The sequence below is a fragment of the Arthrobacter sp. AG367 genome (assembly GCF_007828995.1).
In the GTDB taxonomy this organism is placed as follows: domain Bacteria; phylum Actinomycetota; class Actinomycetes; order Actinomycetales; family Micrococcaceae; genus Arthrobacter.
The window spans coordinates 19,923-44,918 of sequence record NZ_VIVE01000004.1 but is presented as its reverse complement, the minus strand read 5'-3'; the positions used below and the strand labels follow the sequence as shown (position 1 = coordinate 44,918).

Below are 24,996 nucleotides of genomic sequence, written 5' to 3'. Positions count from 1 at the left end.
AAGTACGACGGCGGCCGGCAGCTTAGCCGGTTACGCTGCCCTGGGTGAGGCCCGCAACGATGTAGCGCTGGAGGGCCGCGAAGATGATCAGGATGGGAACGATGACCAGGACCGCCCCGGCCATGAGGACGCCCCAGCCAGCGGCGTTGCTTTCGTTGTTCTGCAGCAGGGTGAGACCCACGGGCAGGGTCATGGTTTCGGGGCGGTCCGTGATGATGAGGGGCCAGATGTAGTCATTCCATTCGGTCACGATCGTCACCAGCGCCACGGTGGCGATGGACGGGACCGAGACGGGAACCACGATCTGCCAGAGCCGGCGCCAGTGGCCGGCACCGTCCACCTCGGCCGATTCCAGGATGGAGGCGGGAAGCGTGCGGAAGTGCTGGCGGAGCAGGAACGTTCCGAACGCGGTGCCAAGGCCGGGGAGGATGATGCCCCACAGCGTGTTCTTCCCGCCGATGCCGGCGATCAGGATGAAGTTGGGCAGGATGGACACCTGCGGCGGCACCATGAGAGCCACCAGGATCAGCAGGAAGATGAAGTTCCGGAACGGGAAGCGGACAAACACCAGGGCATAGGCCGTCAGGATCGCCAGCAGCACCTTGATGGTGGCCCCGGCCAGGGTAACGATGGCGCTGTTCAGGAAGAACTGCCCAAACGGCACCGTGGTCATGGCGGTCCGGTAGTTCTGCAGGTCCAGGCTTTCAGGGAGGATCTTCAGGTCCGTGGTGACGATCTCGCCGGACGTCTTGAAGGAGCTCAGGACCATCCACAGGAGGGGCAGGAACACCACCAGGGTGGCCACGAGCAGCGGCAGGTAGCCGGCCACCACGGTCCGGATGAGGTTGCGGCGGGAGAACGGCCGGTCACGGTGGAGGCTTGGCTCCGGTCCGGCAATGGCGGGAGCTGCGGGGTCGGGGCTGACCGGGGAAAGGGAAGTCACGAGTAATGCACCTTTCGTTCCACGAACCGCAGCTGCAGCACGGTGATCACCAGGAGGATTGCGAACAGGACCACGGAAATGGCTGCCGAGTAGCCGGCCCTGTTGTACGCCCCGAAGGCCTGCAGGTAGGCCTCGTAGATCAGGGTGCTGGTGCCGGTGCCCAGCGGCGTCATGATCCGGATGAGGTCGAAGGCCTGCAGCGAGCTGAGCATGGTGGTGATCAGGAGGAAAAACGTGGTGGGGGACAGCAGCGGCAGCGAGATGCTGACAAAGCGGCGGAATCCGTTGGCGCCGTCCAGGGACGCGGCTTCCATGACATCCGCCGGGAGGGACTGGAGCCCCGCAAGGTACACCACGGCGCAGTAGCCCAGGTTTTTCCAGACGTAGACCAGGATCACCATGACCAGCGAGAGTTGGGGGTCGTTGATCCACTGCGGGCTCTGCTGCCCGATGCCGCGCAGCAGCCAGGCCAGGACGCCGTAGCCGGGGTCGAAGATGAACAGCCACACCAGGCCCACGCCGACGCCGGAGAGTACGTACGGGGCAAAGACGGCCGAACGGGCGAAGGTGGTGCCGCGCACCTTCGCGTTCAGTGCCAGCGCCACCAGCAGGCCCAGCACCATGGAGCCGCCCACCGTGACCACGGTGAACACAGCCGTGGTCCCCAGGACTTTCGGCGCATCATTGCTGGTGAAGAAGGTGACGTAGTTGCTGAGGCCAACCACGGTGGCCGTGGGGGAGCCAAGGGTCCAGTCGAGGGTGGAGTAATAGATATTGCTGAACAGCGGCCGGTAGGTGAAGACGGCGATCAGCACCAGGTTGGGCAGCGCCATGGCCAGGAAGACAAAGAAGTCCCTGCGGGTCCGTGCAGTCCACCGGCGCTTAGGGATTTTCGCGGACCGCCCCGGAGGCCTCTTGGGTTTGGCGGCGGGGTGGGGGGCGAGTTGACGGGTCATGCGTGTCTCTCCCGGGTTGGGAGCCTGCTCGTGGCCGGCCCTGGCTTGATCTAGGGACTACTACACCAGACCGTCAGGGGGCTGAAACCCGCATATGCCCTTGTCAGGGGACTGTTATCCAAGGCTTCGTCGCCCGTTAACGCTGTGTTGAATGCAGTCTCGCACAAAGTCCCGCGATGCGGCAGGGGCGCGCTCACAGAGGGGAGAATAGGGGAATGGGAACCATCACCGACGTGCCGGGCATCCGGGTAGGCCAGGTCCACAAGGACAGCGGGGGCTGGCTGACCGGCGTCACCGTGGTCCTGCCGCCGCCGGGCTGCGTGGGTTCGGTGGAGGTCCAGGGCGGCGGCCCTGCCACACATGAAACGGACGCCCTTGACCCCACCACCCTGGTCAGGGCGGTGGACGCCGTGGTGCTGACCGGCGGCAGCGCCTACGGGCTGGCGTCCGCGGCCGGTGCCCAGCGCTGGTGCGAGGAGAATGGGCGGGGGTTCGCCGTTCCCGGGGGCGTCGTGCCCATCGTCCCCGCTGCCGCGATCTTCGACCTTGGCAGGGGCGGCGACTTCAAGGCACGGCCGACGCCGGACATGGGCTACGCCGCAACGGCCGCCGCGGCAGCACAGAAGGAAGGGCACGACGTCGAACGCGGCAACGTGGGTGCCGGAACCGGGGCACTTATTGGCAGGGGGCAATACAAAGGGGGAGTTGGCACGGCGTCGGTCACGCTGGAGAACGGGGTAGTGGTCGGCGCGCTGGCCATAGTCAACGCACTCGGGCTCCCGTTCGACCAGACCAAACCTGGCTTTCCAGCGCCAATCAAAGCAGCGACCACGACGAACACCACCCTTGCCGTGGTGGCCACGAATGCCGTCCTTGATGCGGCCGAGTGCAAGCGCACGGCGGCTGCCTCGCACGCGGGGATTGCCCGTGCCTTGAATCCCAGCCACACCCTCGCCGACGGGGACACCGTTTTTTGCCTGGCGACCGGTGCCGTGGCACTGGACCGCTCGGACGAAGCTGCCCGGCAGGTCAGCCTTATTACGCTGCAGAGTGCGGCAGCCGACGTCGTCCGCCTGGCCATCCTGGACGGCGTGGCCAGCGCTGCAGGCGTCAGCACTCCAGCAGGCGAATATGGTGCGTACCGCCCGGCGTAGGCTACTATGGCCGATTTAACTTTTACCGGCCAACAGGGTAGTGTTGTTTGTTGGTTGTCTGGACTGCCACGCCCTTTTGGGCCTGGAGGCGGCAATCGATCCAACAAAAACGTTCGTGGTCATGCCCGGTGCATTCCGGCGGGACTGCGGCAACAACAGTTAGCGGAGGGTATGGCCAAGAAGGACGGGGTCATTGAGATCGAAGGCGTTGTGACCGAGGCGCTGCCTAACGCGATGTTTCGCGTTGAGCTCACCAACAAGCACATCGTTCTGGCACACATCTCTGGAAAGATGCGTCAGCACTACATCCGAATCCTCCCCGAGGACCGCGTAGTGGTGGAGCTGAGCCCGTACGACCTCACCCGTGGTCGTATCGTCTACCGCTACAAGTAAATTGCTGGGCGGCTTCAGCACAAGCTGACCGCTGCTCCAGTTGACCACACTGCTACACGCAAAGGAACGCCATGAAGGTCAAGCCGAGCGTCAAGCAGATCTGCGAAAAGTGCAAAGTGATCCGCCGTAATGGCCGGGTCATGGTGATCTGCGAGAACCCGCGCCACAAGCAGCGCCAGGGCTAATTTCCTTCCCTGAAGGAAATCCTGGGTTGCTAACCCACGCAAGTAAATAAAGGCAGCACAAGCTGATCTGGAACATTGAGCTCGAAAGAGTCCGGACAGCTAACCCCCGGTCGGAGGCTGGGGCCGCATGGAACATGCGGGTGTACTGCCTACGACCTCCGGTTTATCAAGGAGTACTGCCACTATGGCTCGTCTCGCTGGCGTAGACATTCCCCGCGAAAAGCGGCTGGAAATTGCGCTTACTTACATCTACGGCGTGGGCAAGACCCGTGCACACGAAACCCTGGCTGCCACGGGCATCAGCGCTGACGTTCGCGTCAAGGACCTGACTGACGCCCAGTTGGTTGAGCTGCGTGACTACATTGAAGGCAACTACAAGGTTGAGGGTGACCTTCGCCGCGAAGTAGCAGCAGATATCCGCCGCAAGGTTGAAATCGGCAGCTACGAAGGCCTGCGCCACCGCAAGGGCCTGCCCGTACGCGGTCAGCGTACGAAGACCAACGCACGTACCCGCAAGGGCCCGAAGCGTACCGTCGCCGGCAAGAAGAAGGCCCGTTAAAATCCCCGCTCGGGATTTACGGACTTTCCCCAATAACTTTCTGTAGGAGAAAAAATGCCCCCGAAGACTCGTGGCGCGGTTCGCAAGCCGCGTAAGAAGGACAAGAAGAATATCGCGCTTGGCCAGGCGCACATCAAGAGCACCTTTAACAACACCATCGTTTCCATCACGGATCCGAACGGCGCTGTTATTTCCTGGGCTTCCTCCGGTGAGGTTGGCTTCAAGGGCTCGCGCAAGTCCACCCCGTTCGCTGCACAGATGGCTGCCGAAGCCGCTGCCAAGCGTGCGCAGGAGCACGGCATGCGCAAGGTAGACGTTTTCGTCAAGGGACCGGGTTCCGGTCGCGAGACGGCAATCCGTTCGCTGCAGGCCGCAGGCCTCGAGGTTGGCTCCATCCAGGACGTCACCCCCGCAGCCCACAACGGCTGCCGCCCGCCGAAGCGCCGCCGCGTCTAATTCTTTTCCGCAGCAGGAGCTTGCCCGGACCAGCGATGGTCCGGGCAAGCCCAGCGCGTTAAGTCTTCAGACCGAATTTCCACCACCTGTGTTGCGTCATATAGCGGATGCTCGCCGAAAGGAAACCTAAGTGCTCATTGCACAGCGCCCCACCCTCTCCGAAGAGGTAGTCTCCGAAAACCGTTCGCGTTTCATCATCGAACCGCTGGAACCGGGCTTCGGCTACACCCTCGGAAACTCCCTCCGCCGTACCCTGCTCTCCTCCATCCCCGGTGCTGCCGTAACCAGCATCCGGATCGATGGTGTGCTGCACGAGTTCACCACGGTTCCGGGTGTCAAGGAAGATGTCACCGAGATCATCCTTAACATCAAGAGCCTGTCGGTTTCCTCCGAGCACGACGAGCCCGTCGTGGCTTACCTGCGCAAGCAGGGCCCCGGAGTCGTCACCGCCGCGGACATCGCTCCGCCGGCCGGCGTCGAATTCCACAACCCGGATCTGCACATCGCCACGCTGAACTCGAAGGGCAAGTTCGAACTCGAACTGACCATCGAGCGCGGCCGCGGCTACGTTTCGGCAGCTCAGAACAAGTCCGGCGATGCAGAGATCGGCCGTATCCCGGTCGACTCCATCTACTCGCCGGTGCTGAAGGTTACTTTCCGCGTGGAAGCAACCCGTGTTGAGCAGCGCACCGACTTCGACAAGCTGATTGTCGACGTCGAGACCAAGCAGGCCATCGCCCCGCGCGATGCCGTCGCTTCCGCAGGCACCACCCTGGTGGAACTGTTCGGTCTGGCCCGTGAGCTGAACACCGCAGCTGAAGGTATCGAGATCGGCCCGTCGCCCACCGACGCTGCCCTGGCAGCCGACATGGCACTGCCGATCGAGGATCTGGACCTCACCGTCCGTTCCTACAACTGCCTCAAGCGTGAGGGCATCCACACCGTGGGTGAACTCGTTGCCCGCTCCGAGGCTGACCTGATGGACATCCGCAACTTCGGTGCAAAGTCCATTGACGAGGTCAAGGCAAAGCTGGTTGAACTGGGCCTGTCCCTCAAGGACTCGCCTCCCGGTTTTGACCTCGCAGCACGCGCCGCAGCAATCGAAGAGGACGACGCCGCCTTCGGCGACGACGAACTCTAAACCAGACCTTGGCCGGAGGGCAGCACCACGGTGTGCCGCCCACGGCTTCCACATGAGGAGAAACAATTATGCCTACCCCCACTAAGGGTCCGCGCCTCGGAGGCGGCCCGGCTCACGAGCGCCTCATGCTCGCGAACCTGGCAGCATCCCTGTTCGAGCACAAGCGGATCACCACCACGGTGACCAAGGCCAAGCGCCTGAAGCCGTACGCAGAGCGCCTGGTGACCTTCGCCAAGCGTGGCGACCTCGCTTCCCGCCGCCGCGTTCTCGGCCTGATCAGCAACAAGGGCATCGTCCACGAGCTGTTCACCGACATCGCCCAGGCTGTGGAGAACCGCGATGGCGGCTACACCCGCATCACCAAGATCGGCAACCGTAAGGGCGACAACGCTCCCATGGCTGTCATCGAACTGGTCCTCGAGCCGGTTTCCGCCAAGCAGGCCGTCGTAGCCGAGGCTACCTCCGCTGCCAAGCGCGATGCCGACAAGAAGGAAGCTGCTGCTGCACCCGTTGCAGAAGAAGCTCCCGAGGCTGAGGCCGTGGAGCCCGAAGCTGCTGAGGCTCCGGCTGAAGAGGCTGCAACCGAAGAGGCTCCCGCCGCTGAGGAAGCTCCCGAGGCTCCCGCCGCCGAAGAGAAGGACGCGAAGTAATTCGCTGATTCTCTTCGCATAGACTTAGGTCTGTGAACCACCAAAAACCCGCGGCCCCCGTTCCAGGGGGCGGCGGGTTTTTGCGTATCCGGCTTGACCTTTCGTACGACGGCGGCCCGTTCAGCGGTTGGGCGCTGCAACCGGGACGGCGTACCATCCAGGGCGTCCTGGAAGAGGCGATCGCCCTGTTGGTACGCCGTCCGGTGCGTGTCACCGTGGCGGGACGGACCGACGCCGGCGTGCACGCCCGCGGCCAGGTGGTCCACCTGGACCTCACCGAAGACGAGTGGCAGAACCTGCCGCGCGGGCACGAACTGGATCCCGCCGTCGCCATGCTGCGCAGGCTCCGCGGGGCATTGAACCGGGCCCTGGGCGATCTTCACGGGGCCGTGGAAGTGCATGACATCTCGTTGGCACCTGTGGGCTTTGACGCCCGCTTCTCGGCTCTCTGGCGCCGCTACAGCTACCGGATCGCAGACGGGCCCGCCCTGTGGGATCCGTTGGAGCGGTATTTCACGTTGTGGCACAGGAATCCGCTGGACGTGGGACTGCTGAACGAGGGCGCCTCACAGCTGCTGGGCCTGCAGAACTTCCTGTCTTTCTGCAAGCCGCGCGAAGGCGCCACCACCATCCGGGAACTCCAGCGGTTTGAGTTCAGGCGCGGCGAGGACGGCGTCATTGTGGCCACCGTCCAGGCGGATGCGTTCTGCCACAACATGGTGCGCGCCCTCATCGGCTCCGCGCTGTACGTGGGTGAAGGCGTTGTGGAGCCGGGCTGGCTGCACGAACGGCTGCTGCTGCAGAAGCGGGACGCCAAGTCGGTCCTGGCCGCCCCGCATCCGTTGGTGCTTGAGGAAGTGGCCTACCCCTCGGACAGCGAACTCCTGGCCCGCGCCGAACAGACCCGGGCGCTCCGCGAGCCCTGACTAGAATGCCGGGGGTGGACCCTCGGCCGGCAGCGTCACCGTAAACGTGCTGCCCTGGCCCTCGCCGCTCTCGCAGGCGATCGTCCCGCCGTGCCGCTCCACAATCATTCGGGTGATTGACAGACCCAGACCTGCGCCCGGGATGGCGGCCTTCCGGGCGGTCTCGGCGCGGAAGAACCGGTTGAAAGCCCTCGCCGCGTCCTCGCTGGACATGCCCATCCCGGTGTCCGTGACGCTCAGCCGGACCCACTGCCGGTCCGCGTCCGCGCTGATGCTGACCTTGCCGCCGTCGGGCGAGTACTTGATGGCGTTGGACACGAGGTTGTCCAGCACCTGTCCGATCCTGAGCGGATCCGCGTAGGCCCACAGCGGCGAGGGGACGTCGGCGGCGATCTCCACGTGGGAGCGTTGCGCCAGGGCCTGGGCGGAACCAAGGCTGGTCTCCACCAGGCTGGCCAGATCGGTCCGCTTGGGGTGGACGTTCAAGGTGGTGGAGGCGGAGGCCGTCAGGTCGGCCACCAGGTCCAGCAGCCGTTCCGCGTTGCGCTGCACCACGAGCAGGCGCTGGGCCACCTGCCGGGGCAGGCTGTCGGCGTCGTCCAGGACCAGGTCCACGTTGCCCAGAATCGAGTTCAGTGGGTTCTTGAACTCGTGCGAGACGTTGGACACCAGCTCCTGGTTCGCGGCCAGAGACTCCACCCAGCCGGTGACGTCCGTGTAGACCACCACTGCCCCGGTCAGCCGGCCGTCCTCGCCGACCAGCGGGCGGGCGGCGGTGGATATGGCGCGCTGCTCCGGGCCTTCGCCGGCCCACACCAGGTAGTCGGCGAAGGACTCACCCGCCATGGCCCTGTTGATGGGCCGCCGGTCCCGGGGGAGCAGTGTGCGCCGGTCCTGTCCAAAGATGAGCTGGTGCCCCTGGCCGGGGAGGGCGTCGTCAGCGCCCGTGACACGGCGGAAGTTGCGCTGGCGGCTGTTGGACACCAGGAAGTGGCCGGAGCGGTCGACGGCGGCAATTCCGACGTCGGTGGCCTCCAATACAGTTTCGAGCAGCTTCTCCCGTTCCCGGCTTGCGGCCAGCAGTTCGCGGAGTTCACGGTCCTTGTCCGCCAGTTCACGCTGCTGCTGCCGGAGGCTTACGCTCGCGAAGCGGATGGCCAGGGATACAGCGAGCATCATCACGGGAAAGAGCAGGACGGTGGTGAGGTCCGAGGCCGTGACGGTGGGGAAATGGCCCACGGCAGATGGAACCATGATCAGGAAGGGCCCCGCAAAACTGAGCACCAGGCTGCTGCGCGCCAGCATGCCGGAGGCGGAAAGCCAGATGACTGGGAAGACCACCAGTACCGCGAGGCCCGGCAGGAGCGGAGCGGCGCCGTTGCGCAGGAACCCGATCAGCGCGAAGTCCAGCACGGGGATCAGCAGGTATGGGCGGTGCGCCAGGCGTTCCCAGGGAACCAGGAAGCAGCCCAGGAACAAAACCGCGTTCAGGGCAAGGCCGGCCACGTACAAGGGGGAGTGCATGAGTGAGGGCCAGGCGAAGGGGGTGGCCACGGCAATGACAAGCACAAGGAAGGTAAGGGGGAGCTGGCACAGCGCCACCTGGGCGCGGGTTCCCAGCCGCCGGAAGATGCGTCCGGGTCCACGCTGGAACAACGGCTCGGCCATGTTTCTGACTCGTACCCCTTTAGGTCCGGAAAGCAGGCGCCGCCAAGATGTAGCAATTCCCCCCAGTTACCTTGGCCAGCACCCTTTCCCTTGGATAATGCACATGTCTTGTCATAGTAATTGACTTTTCAATTTTCAGTGTCGATTCGGATGTGCACAGCCGGGCTTACTAGTAGCGTATAAATTGTTGGAGCGGGAATGGCATTGGCGCTGGGCCAATGGGGGGCCATCTCCGCCTGGCGCAGGGGTATTAATGGACGATCTTGGTGTAGCGGTGGTTATCGAGGACGACGACGACGTACGCAACCTCCTCGAAGGTGTCTTGACCCAGGCGGGCTTCGAAGTTCATACGGCGGCTGACGGACGGGCCGGGGTTGAGGTGGTCCGCACCAAGCAGGCCAACGTTGTGACGCTGGATATCGGCCTGCCGGATATCGACGGGTTCGAGGTTTTGCGGCGAATCCGGAATTTCAGCAACGCGTACGTGGTCATGCTGACTGGCCGGACCGACGAACCGGACCTGCTGTCAGCACTGAATGCGGGCGCGGATGACTATATCGCCAAGCCGTTCAGGCCCAGGGAACTCCGGGCAAGGGTGGCAGCCATGATGCGCAGGCCGCGCCACGAGGTGAACGAGCAGCATGAATCCGCGTCACACGGGGGCCAGGCACCGGTTCCTGCCGCCACGCAGTCCGAGCCTGGGGTCCTGCGGCACAACGGACTCCTGTTGAACCACCGGACGCGCACCGTGGAGGTCAAGGGTGAGCCGCTGGGCTTGACCCGCAGCGAGTTCGACCTGCTCCACGTGCTTCTGAAGGGCGGTGGTGCCGTGTGCACCAGGGCGGACCTGGTGCGGGCGGTGCGGGGCGATTTCTATGATCGGGATACGTACATCAGCGAAGCGGACGAACGGGCGGTGGAGGTCCACGTGGGAAACCTGCGGCGCAAGCTGAAAGAGGACCAGTTGTCCCCTCGTTGGCTGCAGACAGTCCGTGGGGTGGGTTACCGGCTGGCGCCGAAGCGGCCGGACGATGCCTGACTGCTAGCCGTTTTCCATGATGTAGGTTGACTGCAGTTCGGATACGGTGCGTGCCCCGTCCTGGGCCACGCCTGCCATCATCGCCTGCCCTTGGACAAAGTCACCCTGCCGGATCAGGCCCTCCAGGAGTTCGGCGAGCTTTGCCAGCCGTACCCCACCCACCATGGCGGAACTGATTTTGAGGCTGATGACCGCGTCCAGGGCAGAGTCCCCGTCCCGGCTCAGCACCGCTGTCCCCAGCCGGGCCAGCCGCACGTCCCACATGGCCGCGTAGTCCCTGGCGAAGCGCTGCGCCAGTCCGGACCCGGCCAGCTCATCTTCGAGTTCCGCCAGCACTGCGGCATCAACCAACGGCAAGAGAGCGGCCGCTTCCAGTGAGGGGTCCACGCCGGCGGGAGCGGGAGCGGGAGGAAAACCGACCCCGGACAGCGGGAAGTCCGCAGCGGGGCTCTTTCCGCTGGAACCGGGATCGGGACTGTTCATTGTTCAAGGCTACTTCCTGGAAATGCTTCGGGGTCCTGTTTTTCATCATTCTGTGTAAACCTTGAGACAACCTTGCCGCCGCGCTGAGCATCTTTACTGGCCGCTGAAGGTCACCACTGTATTGATTACGGCCGGCCCCAGAATGGCAATGAAGAGGACCGGAAAAATAAAGAACAGCAGCGGGAAAAGGATCATGACGGGCAGCTTCATGGCCTTTTCCTCGGCCCGCTGGCGCCGTTTGACCCGCATGACCTTCGCCTGGACGCGCAGGACCCGGCTGATGGCGATTCCGTACGTGTCCGCCTGCACCACGGCCTGCACAAAGCTGCGCAGCTCCGGGATGCTGGTCCTCTCGGCCAGGGCGATGTAGGACTCGCGGCGGCTGCGTCCCACCTGCATGTCCTGCAGGGTGCGGACCAGCTCCTCTGCAAGGGGGCCCTTGCCGTTCTCGCCTGCCCGGGCCATGGCGCCTTCAAAGCCCAGCCCAGCCTCAACCGAAATGAGCATCTGGTCCAGGGTGTTGGCGAGTTCCAGCTGCATGGCCTTCTGCCGTTCCTTGCCCTTGCTGTATAGCAGGAGGTCCGGGATGAAGTAACCAAGGAAGAGGACGAAGAGTCCCGCGAGTTTCATCATCGGGCTGCTTCCCACCGCCGCCAAGTAGCCGCCCAGGGCCACCCCGACCAGGCCGAGGCCCAGCTTGGACCCAAGCACCTTGCCCAGCGGCATCGTAACGGGCCTGCCGGCGAGGGACAGCAGCCGGTCCAGGAATGCGACATAGGCCGGGGGAGTCACGCGCCTGCCCAAGGTTTCGAGTAGCCCCGGTGCTCCCACTGGTGCAGCGGTGACTGCCGGTGCGCCGCGCGAGAGTAGCTCGGCGGCGGAGGTCCGGCCCTGCTTGTCCACGGTCAGGACAGACCAGGCAAGCCCCGCAAGGGGCAGGCAGACCAGAAGGACTGAGAGCAGGATGGTCAGGTTCATGTGTCCTCAGAACTTCAGGTCGATGATCTTGCGCATCCAGAGCGCGCCGATGGTCATCAGGACGAACGAGGCTCCGATCATCACCCAGCCCAGGGGATGGGTGAACATCGAATTCATGTAGTTGGGGCTGACGGAAAGCAGCATGGCAACGATACCGAACGGCATGGCTATTAGGATGTAAGCCGAGAACTTGCCCTCGGCGGCGAGTGCCTTAATGTGGCCTTTGATCTCCCCACGCTCGCGGATGGTCTCGTTCACCTGGTCCAGCACCTCGGCCAGGTTGCCGCCGACCTCCCGGTTGATTTGGATGGCCTGCGAGATCCACACGAAGTCCTCGTTCTTCATCCGCTCGGCGGTGTCGTTGAGGGCGGCCAGCAGGTCGCGGCCCAGGCTGGTTTCGGTGATTACACGGCGCATCTCTTCCGACGTTGGCTTCTGCGATTCCACGGCGGCGGCATCGATGGCGCGCAGGATGCTGTGGCCGGCACGGAGGCCGCCGGAGAGCAGTTGCAAGGTGTCGCCGAGTTGGCCGTCGAACGCTGCACGACGCCTGCCGCTCAGGAAGCCGAGGACAAGCTTCCCCACGAACGGAGCGAGCAGCGCGAGCAGCAATCCGAGCAGTGGGCCCACAATCACGGCTCCCACCAGCATCCCGACGCACGCGCCGATGCCCACCAGCAGGAAGAATTCGGCCTGGCTTTGGCGCAGGCCCGCATTCTCCAGCTCCGCGCGGGAGAATAGCCTGACGTTGCGGCCACCGAGCAGCCGTTCGAAGGACCTGACGCCTGACAGTGCCAGCCGGGACAGGGAGGATGGCGGTTCCGGTTCAAACGGACGACGGCGGTCCAGCGGCACTGTAGGGGCGCTTGGCAGAAGGATGGCCACGCCGAGGAGGCAGATAGCAGCCAGGAGAAAGACGCTTCCAATGGCGATGATCATGGCCGCGTCCCTACTTGGCGCCCGGGGACAGCGGACCGGCAAAGACGCCCGGCGATACGTGGATTCCCAAGTCCTCGAAACGGTCAATGAACCGGGGCCGGATGCCGGTGGCCACGGGCCTCCCGAGGAACCGCCCCTGGGCGTCCACGCCGGCCGAGTAATCGAAGACGAACGCGTCCTGGAGGGTGACAATGTCGCCTTCCATCCCCTGGACCTCGGTGACGTGGGTGATCCGGCGGGACCCGTCACGGAGCCTGGAGATCTGCACGATCAGATTCACCGCGGAGGCGATCTGTTCGCGGATGGCCCGCAGCGGGAGGTCCATGCCAGCCATCAGCACCAGGGTTTCAAGGCGGGCCACGGCGTCGCGGGGGGAGTTGGAGTGAACCGTGGACAGGGAGCCGTCGTGGCCGGTATTCATGGCCTGGAGCATGTCCAGTGATTCGCCGCCACGGACCTCACCAACCACAATTCGGTCAGGACGCATACGAAGCGAGTTGCGGAGGAGCTCACGGATGGTCACCGCGCCTTTGCCTTCGGTGTTGGGCGGACGGCTTTCGAGCCGAACGACGTGCTCCTGTTGGATCTGTAGTTCCACGGCGTCCTCGATAGTCACGATGCGTTCGTCAGCCGGCAGGAAGGATGACAGCACGTTCAGCAACGTCGTCTTGCCGGTTCCGGTACCGCCGGAAACTATAATGTTGAGCTTGGCCTTGACACAGGCGTTTAGCAGCTCCGCCATCTCCGGCGTCAGGGTGCCAAAGTTTATGAGGTTTTGAACGGTCAGCGGAGTTTTGCTGAACTTACGGATGGTCAACGAGGAGCCCCCCACGGCAAGGGGCGGAATGACGGCGTTGACACGCGAGCCATCCTCCAACCGGGCGTCCACAAGCGGCGAGGACTCGTCGATGCGGCGGCCTACCTTGGACACGATGCGTTCGATGACCTTGCGCAGGTGCTCTTCGGAACTGAACCGGGACTCAGTGAGAACCAGCTTCCCTTTGCGTTCCACGTAAATCTGGTCCATGCGGTTAACCATGATTTCGGTGACTGCGGGATCGTCCAGCAGCCGCTGGAGGGGGCCGTAGCCCAGCACGTCGTCTGCGACGTCCTGGACCAGCCTGGTCCGCTCCTCCGGCGTCAGCGGTACCTGTTCCGCGTCAATGATCCGGGTAAGCTCCTCTTTGGCTGTGCTCCGGAGTTCCTGCTCAGTGACTGCACCATCATTGAACCGGGTGCCCATCCGCTCGAAAAGTGCGGTTGCGGCCCTGAGCTTCATTGCTGCGAAGACATCCACGCCCGGTGCCTTAGGCACAAAGGAAGTGCCGGCCTCGTGCGTTGGATGCGCGACGGCGGTGATGCCGGGAGAGCGAGCTTCCGCACGTTCGGCGGGGGACGGGGAAGGCGCGGTCGCAGGACGCGGCTGCTCGAGCAGCGCGGTGCCGGGTACGGATCCCGGGCTGGTGGAGGATACGTTGCGGCCTTGGACCGCGTTGATGCGCTCGGAGAGTTTCATCAGATAACCACCCTTCGGTGAAGCTTCCGCTGTGCTTGTGCTCGCCAGGCCGGATTGAAGCGCTCCACAAGCTGGCGGAGGCTTTTGACGGCGGGGTCCTTCTTCGAGTCCTGCAGGACAGGGATGCCACGGTTCGTGGACAGGGCCACCGCGCGCGACCTGGGGATGCTGACGTCAACCGGGGCGCCGATGGTGGATTCGACGTCCTGCACGTTCAGGCCTGCCTTGGCGTCCGCCATGTTCAGGACCACGTGCCGGGATTCCGGCATGATTTCGAGTTGGCGGAGGACTTCCAGGCCGGAGCGGAGTCCGCGCAGGCTGGGGATGTCCATGGCGCTCACCCAGACCACATCGGTGCATTTCTCCATTGCGGCGAGTCCGATTTCCGGCATGCCGGGGGCGGTGTCGATGACCACGTACTGGAACTCCTGGGCCAGTTGCTCCAGCAGCCGGCTGACCTGGTCCGGGGTGATGTGGTCCGCGTCCACCGGGTTGGGCGGTGCGCACAGGGCGTAGATGCCGGCCGGATGCACGGTAAGGAAGGCCTTGAGGACCAGGGAGTCCTGGGCGGCGGCGGGGGTGACGGCGTCCGTGACCGTGTGTTCGGGGTTGAGGTAGAGGCCGGAGGCGACGTCCCCGAACTGGAGGTCCAGGTCCACGATGACCACGCTCATGGGGGCGATCCGCCCGAGTCCAATGGCGATGTTCGTGGCCAGTGTGGTTTTGCCCACGCCGCCCTTGGGGGAGAACACGCCGATGACCAGGCCCTTGCCGTTCCCCGACTGTTGTGCCTCGGGGCCGCGGTGCCGGGTGGCGAAGGACTGGCAGGCGCGTTCCAGCAGCACCCGGATTTCGGCGGCGTCCGCCTGGGGGCTGAGGATGTCCCGGATGCCCGCGCGCATAGCGTGCAACAAGCCACCGGGGTCAATGTCACTGACCAGGACCAGGCTGAGGCCGGGCAGTTGGACATCGAAGACCTTGGCGAACCGGAGTGCTTCCTCGTAGGGGACGTCCGGGCCGATGATCAGCACCTCCGGCTGCTCCTGGTTGAGGAGGGCGAAGAGTTCCGCGGGGCCCGCCGGGAGGATGTCCGAGGCGATGGTCTGGACGCTGCCGCGCAGGCCGTTGGCGACGGCGGAACGCAGCTTCAGGTCGAAGTCGCCGTTGGGGGAAAGGAGGACGAAGCGGCTCACTTATACACCGTGTCCTTCTTGGCGATGAAGCCGCCGTTGTCCTTGGCGTCGAGGGGTTCTTTGGTGAGCCAGAGATCGCCGTTGTTTGAGGAGTAGATGATCTTGGTTGCGTCGATGTCGTTCACGGCAACCGTGACCATGAGCGAACCTTGCGGAAGCGTTGTGTCCTGGGGATTGGTGCCGTCCGTGGGCTTCGCGCTTGGTAGTGCCTGCGGGGCCCGCTGGACGGCGGTAACCAAAACCTTTCGGAGGGTGAGTTGGGTGGTTGGCTCGCCTGCTTTTGCTTTTTCCGCAGCGAAGCTGAACCCGATGCCCACATGGTCGCCGGCGTCAATCCTGCCGCCCACCACACGCTTGGGTTCGAGCTCGAAGGTTACTTCCTGCATCCCTATAGGCACTTTGATGGCACCACTGGACTTGGCGTCCACCGGGTCAACCAACCGTTCGGCGAGAAGTTGCTCGCCGGGGACGAGGTCCACTGCGGCGACTTTGCCGGCGGAGGCCTCAAGGGTTTTCAGAGCGGTCTTTGAAACAGCGGTTGCTGGCACCTGCTGTTCAGTAACGGACGCCTTTACGATGTCGAGGGAAGCGCCTGCCGGTACGGCCTTGGTCACCACGAGTACCCCGATGGGATCCAAGTCCTTCATGGCGCGCTGGTCGGCACCCTGGGCGTAGGCGACGATGAGAAGCGCCCCAATGATGGCCAGCACCACTGCTGATACACCGGCCAACATACGTGACTTCAATGACTGCTCCTGTTGCTTTTAGCTATGGGGTGAGGCGCACAACTGAGGCCCCAAAGTTTGGGACGTTACCAAGTTCAAATGCTTGGGCGAGGGATACGAATTTTACGAAGTATCCACGAATCGTCTTGTTTTGGACGTTTCCGCCCGTGCTCCAGGAAATGTCGGCAAAGTGGTAGCCAGTTACATGAAATGCCGCAAAGCCTTTGACGTAGTACTTGCCGGAGGAACCCGTACCGGTGGCCACGTCATAGAGAGGGAGTAGAACTGTCTGGTCGTTCATCTGGTTGAAATCGGCAGCGCTACAGATCGTTGGGGCGCTGGCCCCGGGATCGCTCGCAAACCAGATACCCGCATTGTCGGACTGGCCGGCCGTCATCGTGACGGAGCATTTTGTTCCCGAGGTGGTGATCCACCCGAACCCGCCCGGCAAGCCACCACAACCATTCACCGCCTGCTCGAGAACCTGTACGGCGCCTTGGCTTCCGGCTGGTGGAATGTCCAGTTTGCAGTAAGCAATGGCCAAGGGAAGAATAGCGGGCCCCTTGGACGGGGTACCCCATTGCGCCGAAGCGGCAGCGGTTACTTCTGCCGAAGAGATTCCGAATATTTGAGCGAAAAAGAGGGTGACCTGGTTTGGGCTATTCCCCGTCTGCTGTGATCCCGCCGTAACGGTTACAGTCTGACTGGCCGTATTGGGCGTGGCGGACTTGATGTTACTCAGCCCGTCGGTGGCGTTGCTATTCGCTAGGCTGGCGGCGAGCGGGGAGGTGCCCGTGCAGTCCGGGTCAGCGGTACTCTTAGCGCACTTCTGAGCGATGGCAAGCGCAGCCGCGTCAGCGCCGTTCCGAACCTGGGTACGTTCTGAGTACATCATCGAGACATCAACCGCCACGGCGGCGAAACCAAGCAGAGCCACCATCATTATTGCCACGATGACACTCACGGCGCCCTGTTCGGAGCGGGAATTTCTGCTGATATTCTTCAGCCGCCGCACAACATGGCTCCTTGGCCAGTCATAGTGAATGGTCCGGCGATACCAGTCAGCGTGGAGAGTGTATATGTGATTGTGACCGCAATGCGGTTGCCCGATGAGCAGGTTGTAGTGCCCGTGTCGAGGTTCTTGAAGGTGATGTTTGAATCAGCGAGAAGGGGATTTAGGGAGACAGCCGTGTTTTCGGCTGCCGTCCGAGACGCCGCCGGATCATTGGTGATGGCCATTACCCGGACCCCCTCGCGGGCCGCGGCCGAAAGCGATGCCTGGGCGTTGTAGGCCCGGCTGAATTCCATGATGCCAAGGAGCAAACTGATGAGGACAGGCACGACGATGGCGAACTCAACGGCCGCCGCCCCGCGTTCTGATGGCCTCAGCATCTGCTGCGTTCCTCTCGAGTCTGTGTTGCGATGAGTGGATTTGTACACGTGAAACAGCTTGTGCGGTGCAGTTGAGCTGCACCGCACAATAGCCGGGCGCGCTGGGCCTCGGGTCTTGCTGTAGGGGCCGGGTTTTAGAGATTGGCAGTCACATTTGTAAACATCGAGTTGAGCTGGCCACCCAAGGTGGTTACTGCGACGATGATGACGACTGCAATGAGTCCGACCATGATGCCGTATTCGACAGCTGTTGCGCCCTCTTCTTCGTGGAGACGGTTCTTGATGTTGAAGCCGAGGGTCTGAAGGGTGGCGATGAGAGACCGCATTGTGAACTCCTGAGCGAGTGGGTTTGGCTGGCCCTGCACCAGCATTAGGACGAAGTTATAGCAAGGCTTGAAACGGTTGACCGGGTCTTGCAGGATTCTGTATTTTGCCGAACCCGCTGTTGTTTGCGGTCACGCCGGCGTTCGCCATGAGGAGCCGTGGCCCGGACGGTGTTCGTCGCAGGAACCCGAGCTCTTTTCGTCCCAGCTAGAGCTTGGCCGTGACGCTGGTGAACATGGTGTTCAACTGGCCGCCCAAGGTGGTTACAGCGACGATGATGACGACTGCGATGAGGCCGACCATGATGCCGTATTCGACAGCTGTTGCGCCCTTTTCGTCGTGGAGGCGGTTCTTGATGTTGAAGCCGAGGGTCTGAAGGGTGGCGATGAGAGAAAGCATTATGAACTCCTGAGCGAGTAGGTTTGGCTGGCCCTGCACCAGCACTAAGACGAAGTTAGCAAGCCTTGATGCGGTGTTGACCGGGTCTTGCAGGATCCTGTGCAAAGGCTTTTCAAGGTGTACCTTTCCTGCGCAATTGCGTGGAAAACCTTGCGGAACTGGAAGGCTTGCAGACTGCGAAGGCGAAGCTGGCACCAGGAATGGATGTGTTGTTTGCTGTATTCGGTGTTGTTGGGTCACACCGGCGTTCGCCATGAGGAGCCGTCGCCTGGACGGTGTCCGTCGTGGAACCCGAGCTGTTTCCACGGTGAAAGTCCTGCGCAAGTACAGGTGGTCAACGCGACAGATTCTCCGCTTGAGTCATTTCGACGGGGTGGCTGGCGTATTCGCAAAGGCTTTTCAAAGTGCATGTTTGGTGCGCAATCACCCGGCAAACCCTGCGATATCGGAAGGATGGCCCAGTTCCGAAAAGGACAGAAGCTGTGCGGCCACTGTCCGCCGTTACGGCAGCAACTTGTAAAACTGGGCACTCCCGATTTGTTCGGCCCGGTAATGGCCTCTCACCCAGTCCACGATTCTTGCCGACTCTCCGCGGCCCTCAAGGGTCAATGGTGGCAGGTCCTGTATGACTACGGACGCCACCTGGTGGTCGGTGACCATACGCTGAAACTGTTCCAGGGTCGGGAAGGGATCAGTACCATCGAAACCGCCAAGCGGCAGCACGGAGCGTAAGCTTGCCAGCTGATAGTTAGCCGCTGTCTCGGAGCCCACCATGGCCGCCGACCATTTGCTGGTGGCCGGCGTGGCACGGAGGCGCGAAACGATTCCGGATTCTGGCAGGTTTCCGAACATGACAGCCATGAAACTGGGTGGCACGTCCGAACCCATCTGCTGACGGTCGGGGTGGTCGGTGCGCACGCCGAGGATACTGGGGCCAGCCACGACGCCTGCACCCTCGTGGGGACTCAGGACTGTATTGAGGGACCAAACGGAAGGACCGGCCAATAGCGCGACAGCCAAGAGGCTCGCTGGCACGTTCCGGAGGGCTGGAAACGGGGGCGGGACCGCCAGAAGGGTGATGGCCAACGACCAGACCAGGAGCGCCACAAGAGGACCTAGCGGAAAATCAGCGGTTGAACGATTCGCCGAGAGGAAGGCCAGAACCATCGTTGCCAGGAGCGTCCCGGCCAGCACCCAGCGTGCGTTTCGCTGGTCACGAAGCCGGTACAAGTGCAGCAGACCCGTCCCTGCGAGGCAGCACAACGGTGGTACAACAGTTAGGCAGTAATACGGATGGACAATACCTGACATGAATGCCAACACCGTTGAGGCGCAGAGAAACCAGAGAACGCACAGACTGAGGAACGCCCGATATCGCCGGCTACCGCTCCGCCGCTTGATGTGCCAGATGGCAATGCACATGCCTGCTACGGCCAGAGGCAGGAACCAGCCGAACTGGCCAGAGAATTGCGGTTGCAGGAAACGCTGAAATCCTGGATCCAGTTTTTCCGCCAGGCTGGCGGTGCTGGGAGACATAGTCCGGCTGGCGTCCTCACCGGTCAGGCGGTCCAGGCCGTTGTAGCCCAAGCTCAATTCCACCGCGCTGTTAAGACGGGATCCTCCGACGAAGGGGCGGCTGGCCGCCGGGACCATCTGCACAAGGACAAACCACCAGCCGCCCGTAACCACTGCTGTTAACAGGGCAGCCGCGACGTGCAGCACGCGTTTCACAAGTGGACCGGTGGCAAAAGCGAGATAGGTAACAGCAACCGCAGGCAGGACCAGTGCGATTTGAAGCTGCTTCGTCAGTAAAGCAGCACCGGTGAGGCCACCAGCCAATATCAGCCACCGAACCTTGTCGCTGCGGATAGACTCCAACGCAGCATAGGCCACGCCGATCATCAGCAAGGTGAGCAATGCATCCGGATTGTTATAGCGGAACATCACCACTGCAACCGGGGTTATGGCGAAGAATGTCGCTGCGAGAAACCCCGCGGTGCTTCCGACATAAGTGCGGACCATGCGGTACATCAGGAAGACGCTCGCGACGCCCATCAATGCCTGCGGCACCAAGATGCTCCAGGGATTCAGACCGAAGGCCCAGACGGAAGCCGACATTAACCAGAGGCTGAGAGGAGGTTTATCGACGCTAATGGCGTTGCCAGGATCCGAGGATGAAAAGAAGAATGCCGTCCAATCCTGTGAGCCTGCCATGGCAGCCGCTGAATAGTACGAATTCGCCCATCCGTTGCGGTCCAGGCCCCAAAGGTAGAGCACCGCTGTCAGGGCCAGGAGGGCCCACAGCATCCAAGTCTCCCTCCGGCGCCCCGAGGATGCCCGATGTGCCGCAAGGGGGGTTTGGCGTGATTGAAGCACCTGCGCTCGAAGCTCAGCGGGGTCCGACGGGTCGGGTGTCAACGCCGTCAAGAGGCGCGTACCGCTTGCGCGCTGGATGCCACAACGCGGCGGGCTGGATCAGTGCCGGGAACACGGAAAACCCAGACGCGCAACATGACGAAGCGCATGAGGGTCGCGAGGATATTAGCCCCTGTCAGTGTCACGAGCTCCATGGTAGGGGAAGCGTGCGGTGCAGAAGTGTGCAATACCAGCAGCGACGATGATGTTATTGACCAGGCCAGCGTAAAAACAACAAGTCCCTGAAACTGCTGGGTAAAGAGCCTGTCCGGGCCGTTCATGCCGAACGTAAAACGGCGATTAGCGGCTGTATTACCCACCGCCGTCAGGAGGAGGGCGAGAAAGTTGGCGGGTTGGGGGCCAAGAGGCTCCTGGAACAGCACATAGAGCAGTGCAAAGGCCACAGTGGATATGGCTCCGACAATGCCGAACCGGATAACTTGCCCAAAAAAGCTGGGCCTCGACTGTGCGACCATGGGGCGCCGCCCCAGCTCGGCATATATCGCTTGGACGGGAATGGACCCTTTCACAAGGGAGCCAGCAACGCGGACCAGTCCGCGAATGTCGTCAGCTGCTGTCTGCATGATGTCAACCCGACTGTCCGGGTCGTCGACCCAGTCCACTGGGATCTCGTGGATCCGAAGGCCCGAGCGCTCCGCAATTATCAGCAGTTCCGTGTCAAAAAACCATCCGTTGTCCTCAATATGGGGAAGGAGTTTCTTGGCGACTTCAGCCCGGACGGCCTTGAAACCGCACTGGGCATCGGAGAAACGAACCTGCATAGTGCGTTTAAGCAGAAAGTTGTATGAGCGCGAAATGAACTCACGCTGCGGCCCGCGGCTTACGCGGGAGCTCTGGCCAAGCCTCGTGCCAATGGAGATATCGGAGTGGCCTGACAGCAACGGGGCGACAAGCGGCGGCAGTGCCGCGAGGTCCGTGGAGAGGTCGACGTCTACATACGCCAGGACTTCCGCGGCGGAAGAAGTCCAGGCATCACGGAGCGCCCATCCGCGGCCCTTCACATCAAGCCGCCGGTAAGCGACATTTGACATACTGGCGGCCAGGCCAGCCGCAATGACTGGTGTCTCGTCAGTGCTTGCGTTGTCGGCGATGGTAATCTGCCACGTCACTGACATTTCGTTACGCAGATAATTTGCGAGTTTAGTGATGCTCTTTTCGAGTACGGCTTCCTCATTGAAAACCGGTACAACAATTTCAAGCGCCAGGCCCCCGTGGCTAAGTTTCATGTTAGGTATGCTATAGGCGCACAGGGAGGGCTTCCGGGCAGAATGTCGAAACTTGGGGAATACTGATGAACTACTTGGGGAATCCTTGAACTCTTGGCTTACTGCTCTGCCGGGCTTTGGAATGGCGGCGGCGGTGCTCTTGTTGCCCGGGCTGCTTCTCGGCTGGACGCTGGGGTTGCGGCGTATTTGGATGATGTCACTTGCGCCGGTCCTGACTGCGTCACTTGTTGCAGTCTCCACCTTGGTTTGCTGGTGGGTGAACATTGACTGGCAGTTGGGCGTGTTCACCGTATCCGTAGTGGTGTGCGCCGGAGTTGCGCTTGTCCTGGTCCGTGTAGCGGCCAGGCTTTGGCCGAAGTACTTTAATTGGGATCCCGCAGAGAACTCGGCAGGCGCTGCATACTGGCTTGCCTTACTCGCCAGCGGGATCCTTCTGACCCTGCGCTATGCCCAGATTGTCGAGGATCCGGCCAACATCAACCAAGGCATAGACACGCCATTTCACCTTAACCTCGTCCAGCAGATCATTGATTCCCAAGACGGTTCACCCTTCTCTGTGAGGGAGCTGATGGGGGAAGGAGGCGGTTTTTACCCTCAAATATGGCACGCGCTTGCTGCCCTTGTGGCAGAGGCGACAGGGTTGCCCGTGGTCGAGGCATCGAATGCTCTAAACTTCGCCGTCGTAGCCTTGGCATGGCCGATCGGTGTACTTCTCCTGGTCCACGTCGTGGTTGGACCTAAGATGATCGCCTTGCTGGCTGCCGGTACTGCGAGCGCAGGATTTTTCGCTTTTCCTTTTACTATCATGCAGAGCCAAAAGAGCGACTTCGGTCCGCTGTTCCCGTATATGCTCGCTGTCACTTTCCTGGCTCCCCTGCTGACGGTATCGGCCTCGTTACTTGGGTTCGGCCGGACACCGATGCCTTGGCCGCTAGGCCTCACGACACTGGTGGCCGGAATGCCCGGTCTTGTGGTCACACACATGTCGGCGCTGGTAGCCCTTGTTGGGCTTACATCGGGTTTCGCTGCCATGGCCACCGTACGTTCGTTCCGGCAACTCAAACAGAGGAAGTCCGATCCTCTTGCCTACCTCCAATGGACAGCACTTTGGACGACCGTATTTTCCCTTGGCCTGGTGGTCTGGGCCGTGGTGAGGCCGTGGACCACCACCTGGGATCCGATTGACACCCCTGCGGCGGCCATAGGCAGTGTCCTCGTAGTGGCTCCTACTCACGGGGACGTCAGCTGGAGCCTTGCGGTGGTCACACTGCTGGGAACCGCCATCATGTTCAGACGCCCAACCGGACGGTGGTTTCTGGCCGCGTACGGAGGCGCCGTCACGCTTTACCTGGTGGCGGCCTCACTACCACAGCCGCTCGCGAGGCAAATCATTATTGGTGCGTGGTACGGGGACCCACCCCGGCTCGCTGCCCTTCTGCCGATGTTCTGGGCTGTGTTTGTCGGTCTGGCAGCGACGTGGCTCTTTGAAGACATCGCCTCCAGCTACCGTGTCAGATGGTTTGTTGCCGCTGGCATCGCAGCCGCGGCCGCTACTACCGTGATGTGGCCAACAAATTCTCAAACCACGCCGGGGAGGGAACGAACCTACGCTCTTACAGCAGACTCACCCTTGCTGAGCCCCGATGAACTTGAATTGCTGCGCCGTCTTAGTGCCGAAGTCCCGGAGGGTGCGGTGATGGCCAACAACCCGTGGGATGGTAGTTCCACAGCCTTCGCCATCGCGAACCGCCGGGTACTCTTCCCGCACGCATACACAGGTTCGAATCCGGACCGTTTGCTGGTGGCCAAGACACTAAATCAAGCCACGGCCGGCTCAGAGGCTTGTGCGGCTGCAAAGAGGGAGAATGTTGGATTCCTCCTTGATTTTGGCGAGCACTACATTGATCCGCTGCGCACCGAGGTGAATGATTTTCCAGGCATTAGCGTTCCCCCGGATTCGTCGGCATTCGTCAAAGTCGACCAACAAGGCTCCGCCATCTTGTATAGATTCGTGGGCTGCGACCTCTAGTCCGCGATCTCCATGGAAACGATCCGAAGAGGAAACCGCCCTCCTATGGTTTCTGTCGGTAAGCCAGCTGCTCGTTTCACCGACTCGGCTGGCCTCTTTGGACGGCAACAACGGACCCCCTCGGTTCTGGGTGCCGAGGGGGTCCGGTCTATGGGGCGCCAGAGGCGCCGGGCTTACGGCCGCTGCTAGGGGATGCCGAGCGCAGTCTTGATCCCGGAGGTGAGATGGTCAAAGAAGCCGTTAAGTGAGAACCCAAATAAGCCGACTCCGGCCACGATGACGACAGCAACGAAACCAACGGTGATTCCATATTCTGTTGCGGTGGCGCCGTCTTCCTCGCACCTTATTCGCCGTGCGAAATTACGGATCAGGAATAGGGACTGTGCAGGATTCCTCATGACTCCTCCTAGGAGAACGCGGCGATGATGTTCATGACTGCCGGCCCCAGCAGGATGATGAAGAGGGTCGGGAAGATGAAGAAAATTAGTGGAAAGAGAATCTTCACTGGTATCTTCATGGCGTGTTCCTCGGCACGCTGTCGGCGCTTCATCCGCATTTCGTGGGCCTGGACTTTCAGCACCTTGGCGATGGCAATTCCGTATGCATCCGCTTGAACAATCGCGCGGATGAATGAGCGCAGGTCGGGGACGTCAACTCGGTCAGACATAGCCAAATAGGCTTCCTTTCGGGAACGCCCCACTTGCATGTCCTGCAGCGTTCGCATCATTTCGTCAGCCAGTGGGCCGCCCCCATTTTGCGCTGTGCGCGCCATAGCGGCTTCAAACCCAAGACCTGCTTGGACAGAGATCAACATCTGGTCCAGGGTGTTCGGCAACTCCAGCCGAATCTTGTCTCTCCTCTTCTCAGCCTTACTGCGAATCAGCAGGTCCGGTGCGAAATAGCCAAACGCAAGAGCGGCAATGAGGAACGCGAACCGTGCCGGCTCAGGCGAGGCGAGGAAGTAGAAAAGAGCCAGAAGTCCGGCACCGAGAGCCAGTAGCGGTTTCGTCACCAGGAGTCGTTCAAGGGGCCACTCCTTGGGGCGTCCCAGGGCAGCGAGCTGTTTGTCCAGCCAAGCGACGTAGCGAACTGGAGTCACTTTGCGGGCCACGGCGCTGAATTCCAGGGTTAAGCTTTGCGGAGCTGCGTTCCTGGCCCGTTGACCGAGGTTCGTTTGGATGTTTCGAAGGGCGAGCCTATCTACGGCTGCTACCGACCACACGAGGTATGTGACAGGCAAAACGATGGCAAGTATGGCTCCGAGTGCAATGGGTGACATGTTGCTC

The 24,996-nt window shown here is 62.2% G+C and carries 27 protein-coding genes; 10 read left to right on the top strand and 17 right to left on the bottom strand.

All coding sequences use genetic code 11. The annotated features are described in order from the left end of the window. Positions 1–22: 22 nt before the first annotated feature. Together FB478_RS12540 and FB478_RS12535 are read right to left on the bottom strand one after the other, a co-directional pair. Complete coding sequence (locus FB478_RS12540) at positions 23–943, bottom strand: carbohydrate ABC transporter permease (protein WP_144600743.1); 921 nt, start codon at positions 941–943, stop codon at positions 23–25. After that, complete coding sequence (locus FB478_RS12535) at positions 940–1,899, bottom strand: carbohydrate ABC transporter permease (RefSeq protein WP_026265743.1); 960 nt, start codon at positions 1,897–1,899, stop codon at positions 940–942. The genes FB478_RS12540 and FB478_RS12535 overlap by 4 nt, the downstream gene beginning before the upstream one ends. A 215-nt stretch (positions 1,900–2,114) precedes the next feature. On the opposite strand from FB478_RS12535, the gene FB478_RS12530 reads away from it, so the two are divergent. The 8 genes from FB478_RS12530 to FB478_RS12495 all read left to right on the top strand — a co-directional run bounded on the left by FB478_RS12530 (position 2,115) and on the right by FB478_RS12495 (position 7,363). Beyond that, positions 2,115–3,053 (top strand): P1 family peptidase, encoded by a 939-nt coding sequence (locus FB478_RS12530; protein ID WP_144600741.1) that lies wholly within the window; start codon positions 2,115–2,117, stop codon positions 3,051–3,053. A 171-nt stretch (positions 3,054–3,224) separates the two neighbouring features. Beyond that, positions 3,225–3,446 (top strand): translation initiation factor IF-1, encoded by a 222-nt coding sequence (infA, locus tag FB478_RS12525; RefSeq protein ID WP_009358723.1) that lies wholly within the window; start codon positions 3,225–3,227, stop codon positions 3,444–3,446. A gap of 71 nt (positions 3,447–3,517) precedes the next feature. Next, positions 3,518–3,631, top strand: coding sequence for a 50S ribosomal protein L36 (rpmJ, locus tag FB478_RS12520; protein WP_009358722.1), 114 nt, complete (start codon positions 3,518–3,520; stop codon positions 3,629–3,631). Between the two features lie 184 nt (positions 3,632–3,815). After that, positions 3,816–4,190 carry a 30S ribosomal protein S13 gene (gene rpsM / locus FB478_RS12515; protein ID WP_003803743.1) on the top strand — a complete coding sequence of 125 codons (375 nt, stop codon included), beginning with the start codon at positions 3,816–3,818 and terminating at the stop codon, positions 4,188–4,190. Between the two features lie 54 nt (positions 4,191–4,244). Then, positions 4,245–4,646: a 30S ribosomal protein S11 gene (rpsK, locus tag FB478_RS12510; protein ID WP_018769149.1), complete on the top strand. Its 402-nt coding sequence runs from the start codon at positions 4,245–4,247 to the stop codon at positions 4,644–4,646. A gap of 130 nt (positions 4,647–4,776) precedes the next feature. Then, positions 4,777–5,787, top strand: coding sequence for a DNA-directed RNA polymerase subunit alpha (locus FB478_RS12505; protein ID WP_013601812.1), 1,011 nt, complete (start codon positions 4,777–4,779; stop codon positions 5,785–5,787). Between the two features lie 68 nt (positions 5,788–5,855). Further along, on the top strand, positions 5,856–6,437 hold the full coding sequence (gene rplQ, locus FB478_RS12500) for a 50S ribosomal protein L17 (protein ID WP_056388937.1): 582 nt from the start codon (positions 5,856–5,858) through the stop codon (positions 6,435–6,437). A gap of 32 nt (positions 6,438–6,469) precedes the next feature. Further along, positions 6,470–7,363: a tRNA pseudouridine(38-40) synthase TruA gene (locus tag FB478_RS12495; protein WP_144600739.1), complete on the top strand. Its 894-nt coding sequence runs from the start codon at positions 6,470–6,472 to the stop codon at positions 7,361–7,363. Here the strand turns inward: FB478_RS12495 and FB478_RS12490 are convergent, their stop codons facing one another. Further along, positions 7,364–9,031 carry a cell wall metabolism sensor histidine kinase WalK gene (locus tag FB478_RS12490; RefSeq protein WP_056388943.1) on the bottom strand — a complete coding sequence of 556 codons (1,668 nt, stop codon included), beginning with the start codon at positions 9,029–9,031 and terminating at the stop codon, positions 7,364–7,366. A 253-nt stretch (positions 9,032–9,284) separates the two neighbouring features. Here FB478_RS12490 and FB478_RS12485 point away from each other — a divergent pair, with 253 nt between their 5' ends. Next, positions 9,285–10,070, top strand: a complete 786-nt coding sequence (locus FB478_RS12485) for a response regulator transcription factor (RefSeq protein WP_144600737.1) — start codon at positions 9,285–9,287, stop codon at positions 10,068–10,070. Positions 10,071–10,073: 3 nt separating this feature from the next. Here FB478_RS12485 and FB478_RS12480 read toward each other — a convergent pair whose 3' ends face one another. The 12 genes from FB478_RS12480 to FB478_RS12425 form a co-directional block, all read right to left on the bottom strand. Further along, positions 10,074–10,553 carry a hypothetical protein gene (locus FB478_RS12480; RefSeq protein ID WP_056388947.1) on the bottom strand — a complete coding sequence of 160 codons (480 nt, stop codon included), beginning with the start codon at positions 10,551–10,553 and terminating at the stop codon, positions 10,074–10,076. Between the two features lie 93 nt (positions 10,554–10,646). Next, a complete protein-coding gene (locus FB478_RS12475) occupies positions 10,647–11,531 on the bottom strand; it encodes a type II secretion system F family protein (protein ID WP_056388950.1) in 885 nt (294 codons plus the stop codon). A gap of 6 nt (positions 11,532–11,537) precedes the next feature. Next, positions 11,538–12,470, bottom strand: coding sequence for a type II secretion system F family protein (locus FB478_RS12470; protein WP_056388953.1), 933 nt, complete (start codon positions 12,468–12,470; stop codon positions 11,538–11,540). 10 nt (positions 12,471–12,480) lie between these two features. Further along, on the bottom strand, positions 12,481–13,986 hold the full coding sequence (locus tag FB478_RS12465; RefSeq protein WP_056388956.1) for a CpaF family protein: 1,506 nt from the start codon (positions 13,984–13,986) through the stop codon (positions 12,481–12,483). Next, positions 13,986–15,179: an AAA family ATPase gene (locus FB478_RS12460; RefSeq protein ID WP_056388961.1), complete on the bottom strand. Its 1,194-nt coding sequence runs from the start codon at positions 15,177–15,179 to the stop codon at positions 13,986–13,988. Before FB478_RS12460 ends, FB478_RS12465 begins: the two co-directional genes overlap by 1 nt. Continuing rightward, positions 15,176–15,925 carry a Flp pilus assembly protein CpaB gene (locus FB478_RS12455; RefSeq protein ID WP_235509740.1) on the bottom strand — a complete coding sequence of 250 codons (750 nt, stop codon included), beginning with the start codon at positions 15,923–15,925 and terminating at the stop codon, positions 15,176–15,178. Before FB478_RS12455 ends, FB478_RS12460 begins: the two co-directional genes overlap by 4 nt. 22 nt (positions 15,926–15,947) lie before the next feature. Next, entirely contained in the window at positions 15,948–16,919 is a 972-nt protein-coding gene (locus FB478_RS12450) for a pilus assembly protein TadG-related protein (protein ID WP_082581681.1), read from the bottom strand. After that, positions 16,907–17,296, bottom strand: a complete 390-nt coding sequence (locus FB478_RS12445; protein ID WP_056388966.1) for a TadE/TadG family type IV pilus assembly protein — start codon at positions 17,294–17,296, stop codon at positions 16,907–16,909. Before FB478_RS12445 ends, FB478_RS12450 begins: the two co-directional genes overlap by 13 nt. Before the next feature lie 134 nt (positions 17,297–17,430). Further along, positions 17,431–17,622, bottom strand: coding sequence for a Flp family type IVb pilin (locus FB478_RS12440; RefSeq protein ID WP_056388968.1), 192 nt, complete (start codon positions 17,620–17,622; stop codon positions 17,431–17,433). A gap of 205 nt (positions 17,623–17,827) precedes the next feature. After that, positions 17,828–18,019 (bottom strand): Flp family type IVb pilin, encoded by a 192-nt coding sequence (locus FB478_RS12435; protein WP_056388971.1) that lies wholly within the window; start codon positions 18,017–18,019, stop codon positions 17,828–17,830. A gap of 501 nt (positions 18,020–18,520) precedes the next feature. Further along, complete coding sequence (locus tag FB478_RS12430; RefSeq protein WP_144600735.1) at positions 18,521–20,326, bottom strand: glycosyltransferase family 39 protein; 1,806 nt, start codon at positions 20,324–20,326, stop codon at positions 18,521–18,523. 116 nt (positions 20,327–20,442) lie between these two features. Further along, entirely contained in the window at positions 20,443–21,681 is a 1,239-nt protein-coding gene (locus tag FB478_RS12425; protein WP_144600733.1) for a bifunctional glycosyltransferase family 2/GtrA family protein, read from the bottom strand. 52 nt (positions 21,682–21,733) lie between these two features. On the opposite strand from FB478_RS12425, the gene FB478_RS12420 reads away from it, so the two are divergent. Beyond that, complete coding sequence (locus FB478_RS12420) at positions 21,734–23,710, top strand: DUF6541 family protein (RefSeq protein ID WP_144600731.1); 1,977 nt, start codon at positions 21,734–21,736, stop codon at positions 23,708–23,710. 185 nt (positions 23,711–23,895) lie between these two features. Here the strand turns inward: FB478_RS12420 and FB478_RS12415 are convergent, their stop codons facing one another. Both FB478_RS12415 and FB478_RS12410 read right to left on the bottom strand, forming a co-directional pair. After that, on the bottom strand, positions 23,896–24,108 hold the full coding sequence (locus FB478_RS12415) for a Flp family type IVb pilin (RefSeq protein WP_056388982.1): 213 nt from the start codon (positions 24,106–24,108) through the stop codon (positions 23,896–23,898). 8 nt (positions 24,109–24,116) lie between these two features. Beyond that, entirely contained in the window at positions 24,117–24,989 is an 873-nt protein-coding gene (locus tag FB478_RS12410; protein ID WP_056388985.1) for a type II secretion system F family protein, read from the bottom strand. Positions 24,990–24,996 lie beyond the last annotated feature (7 nt).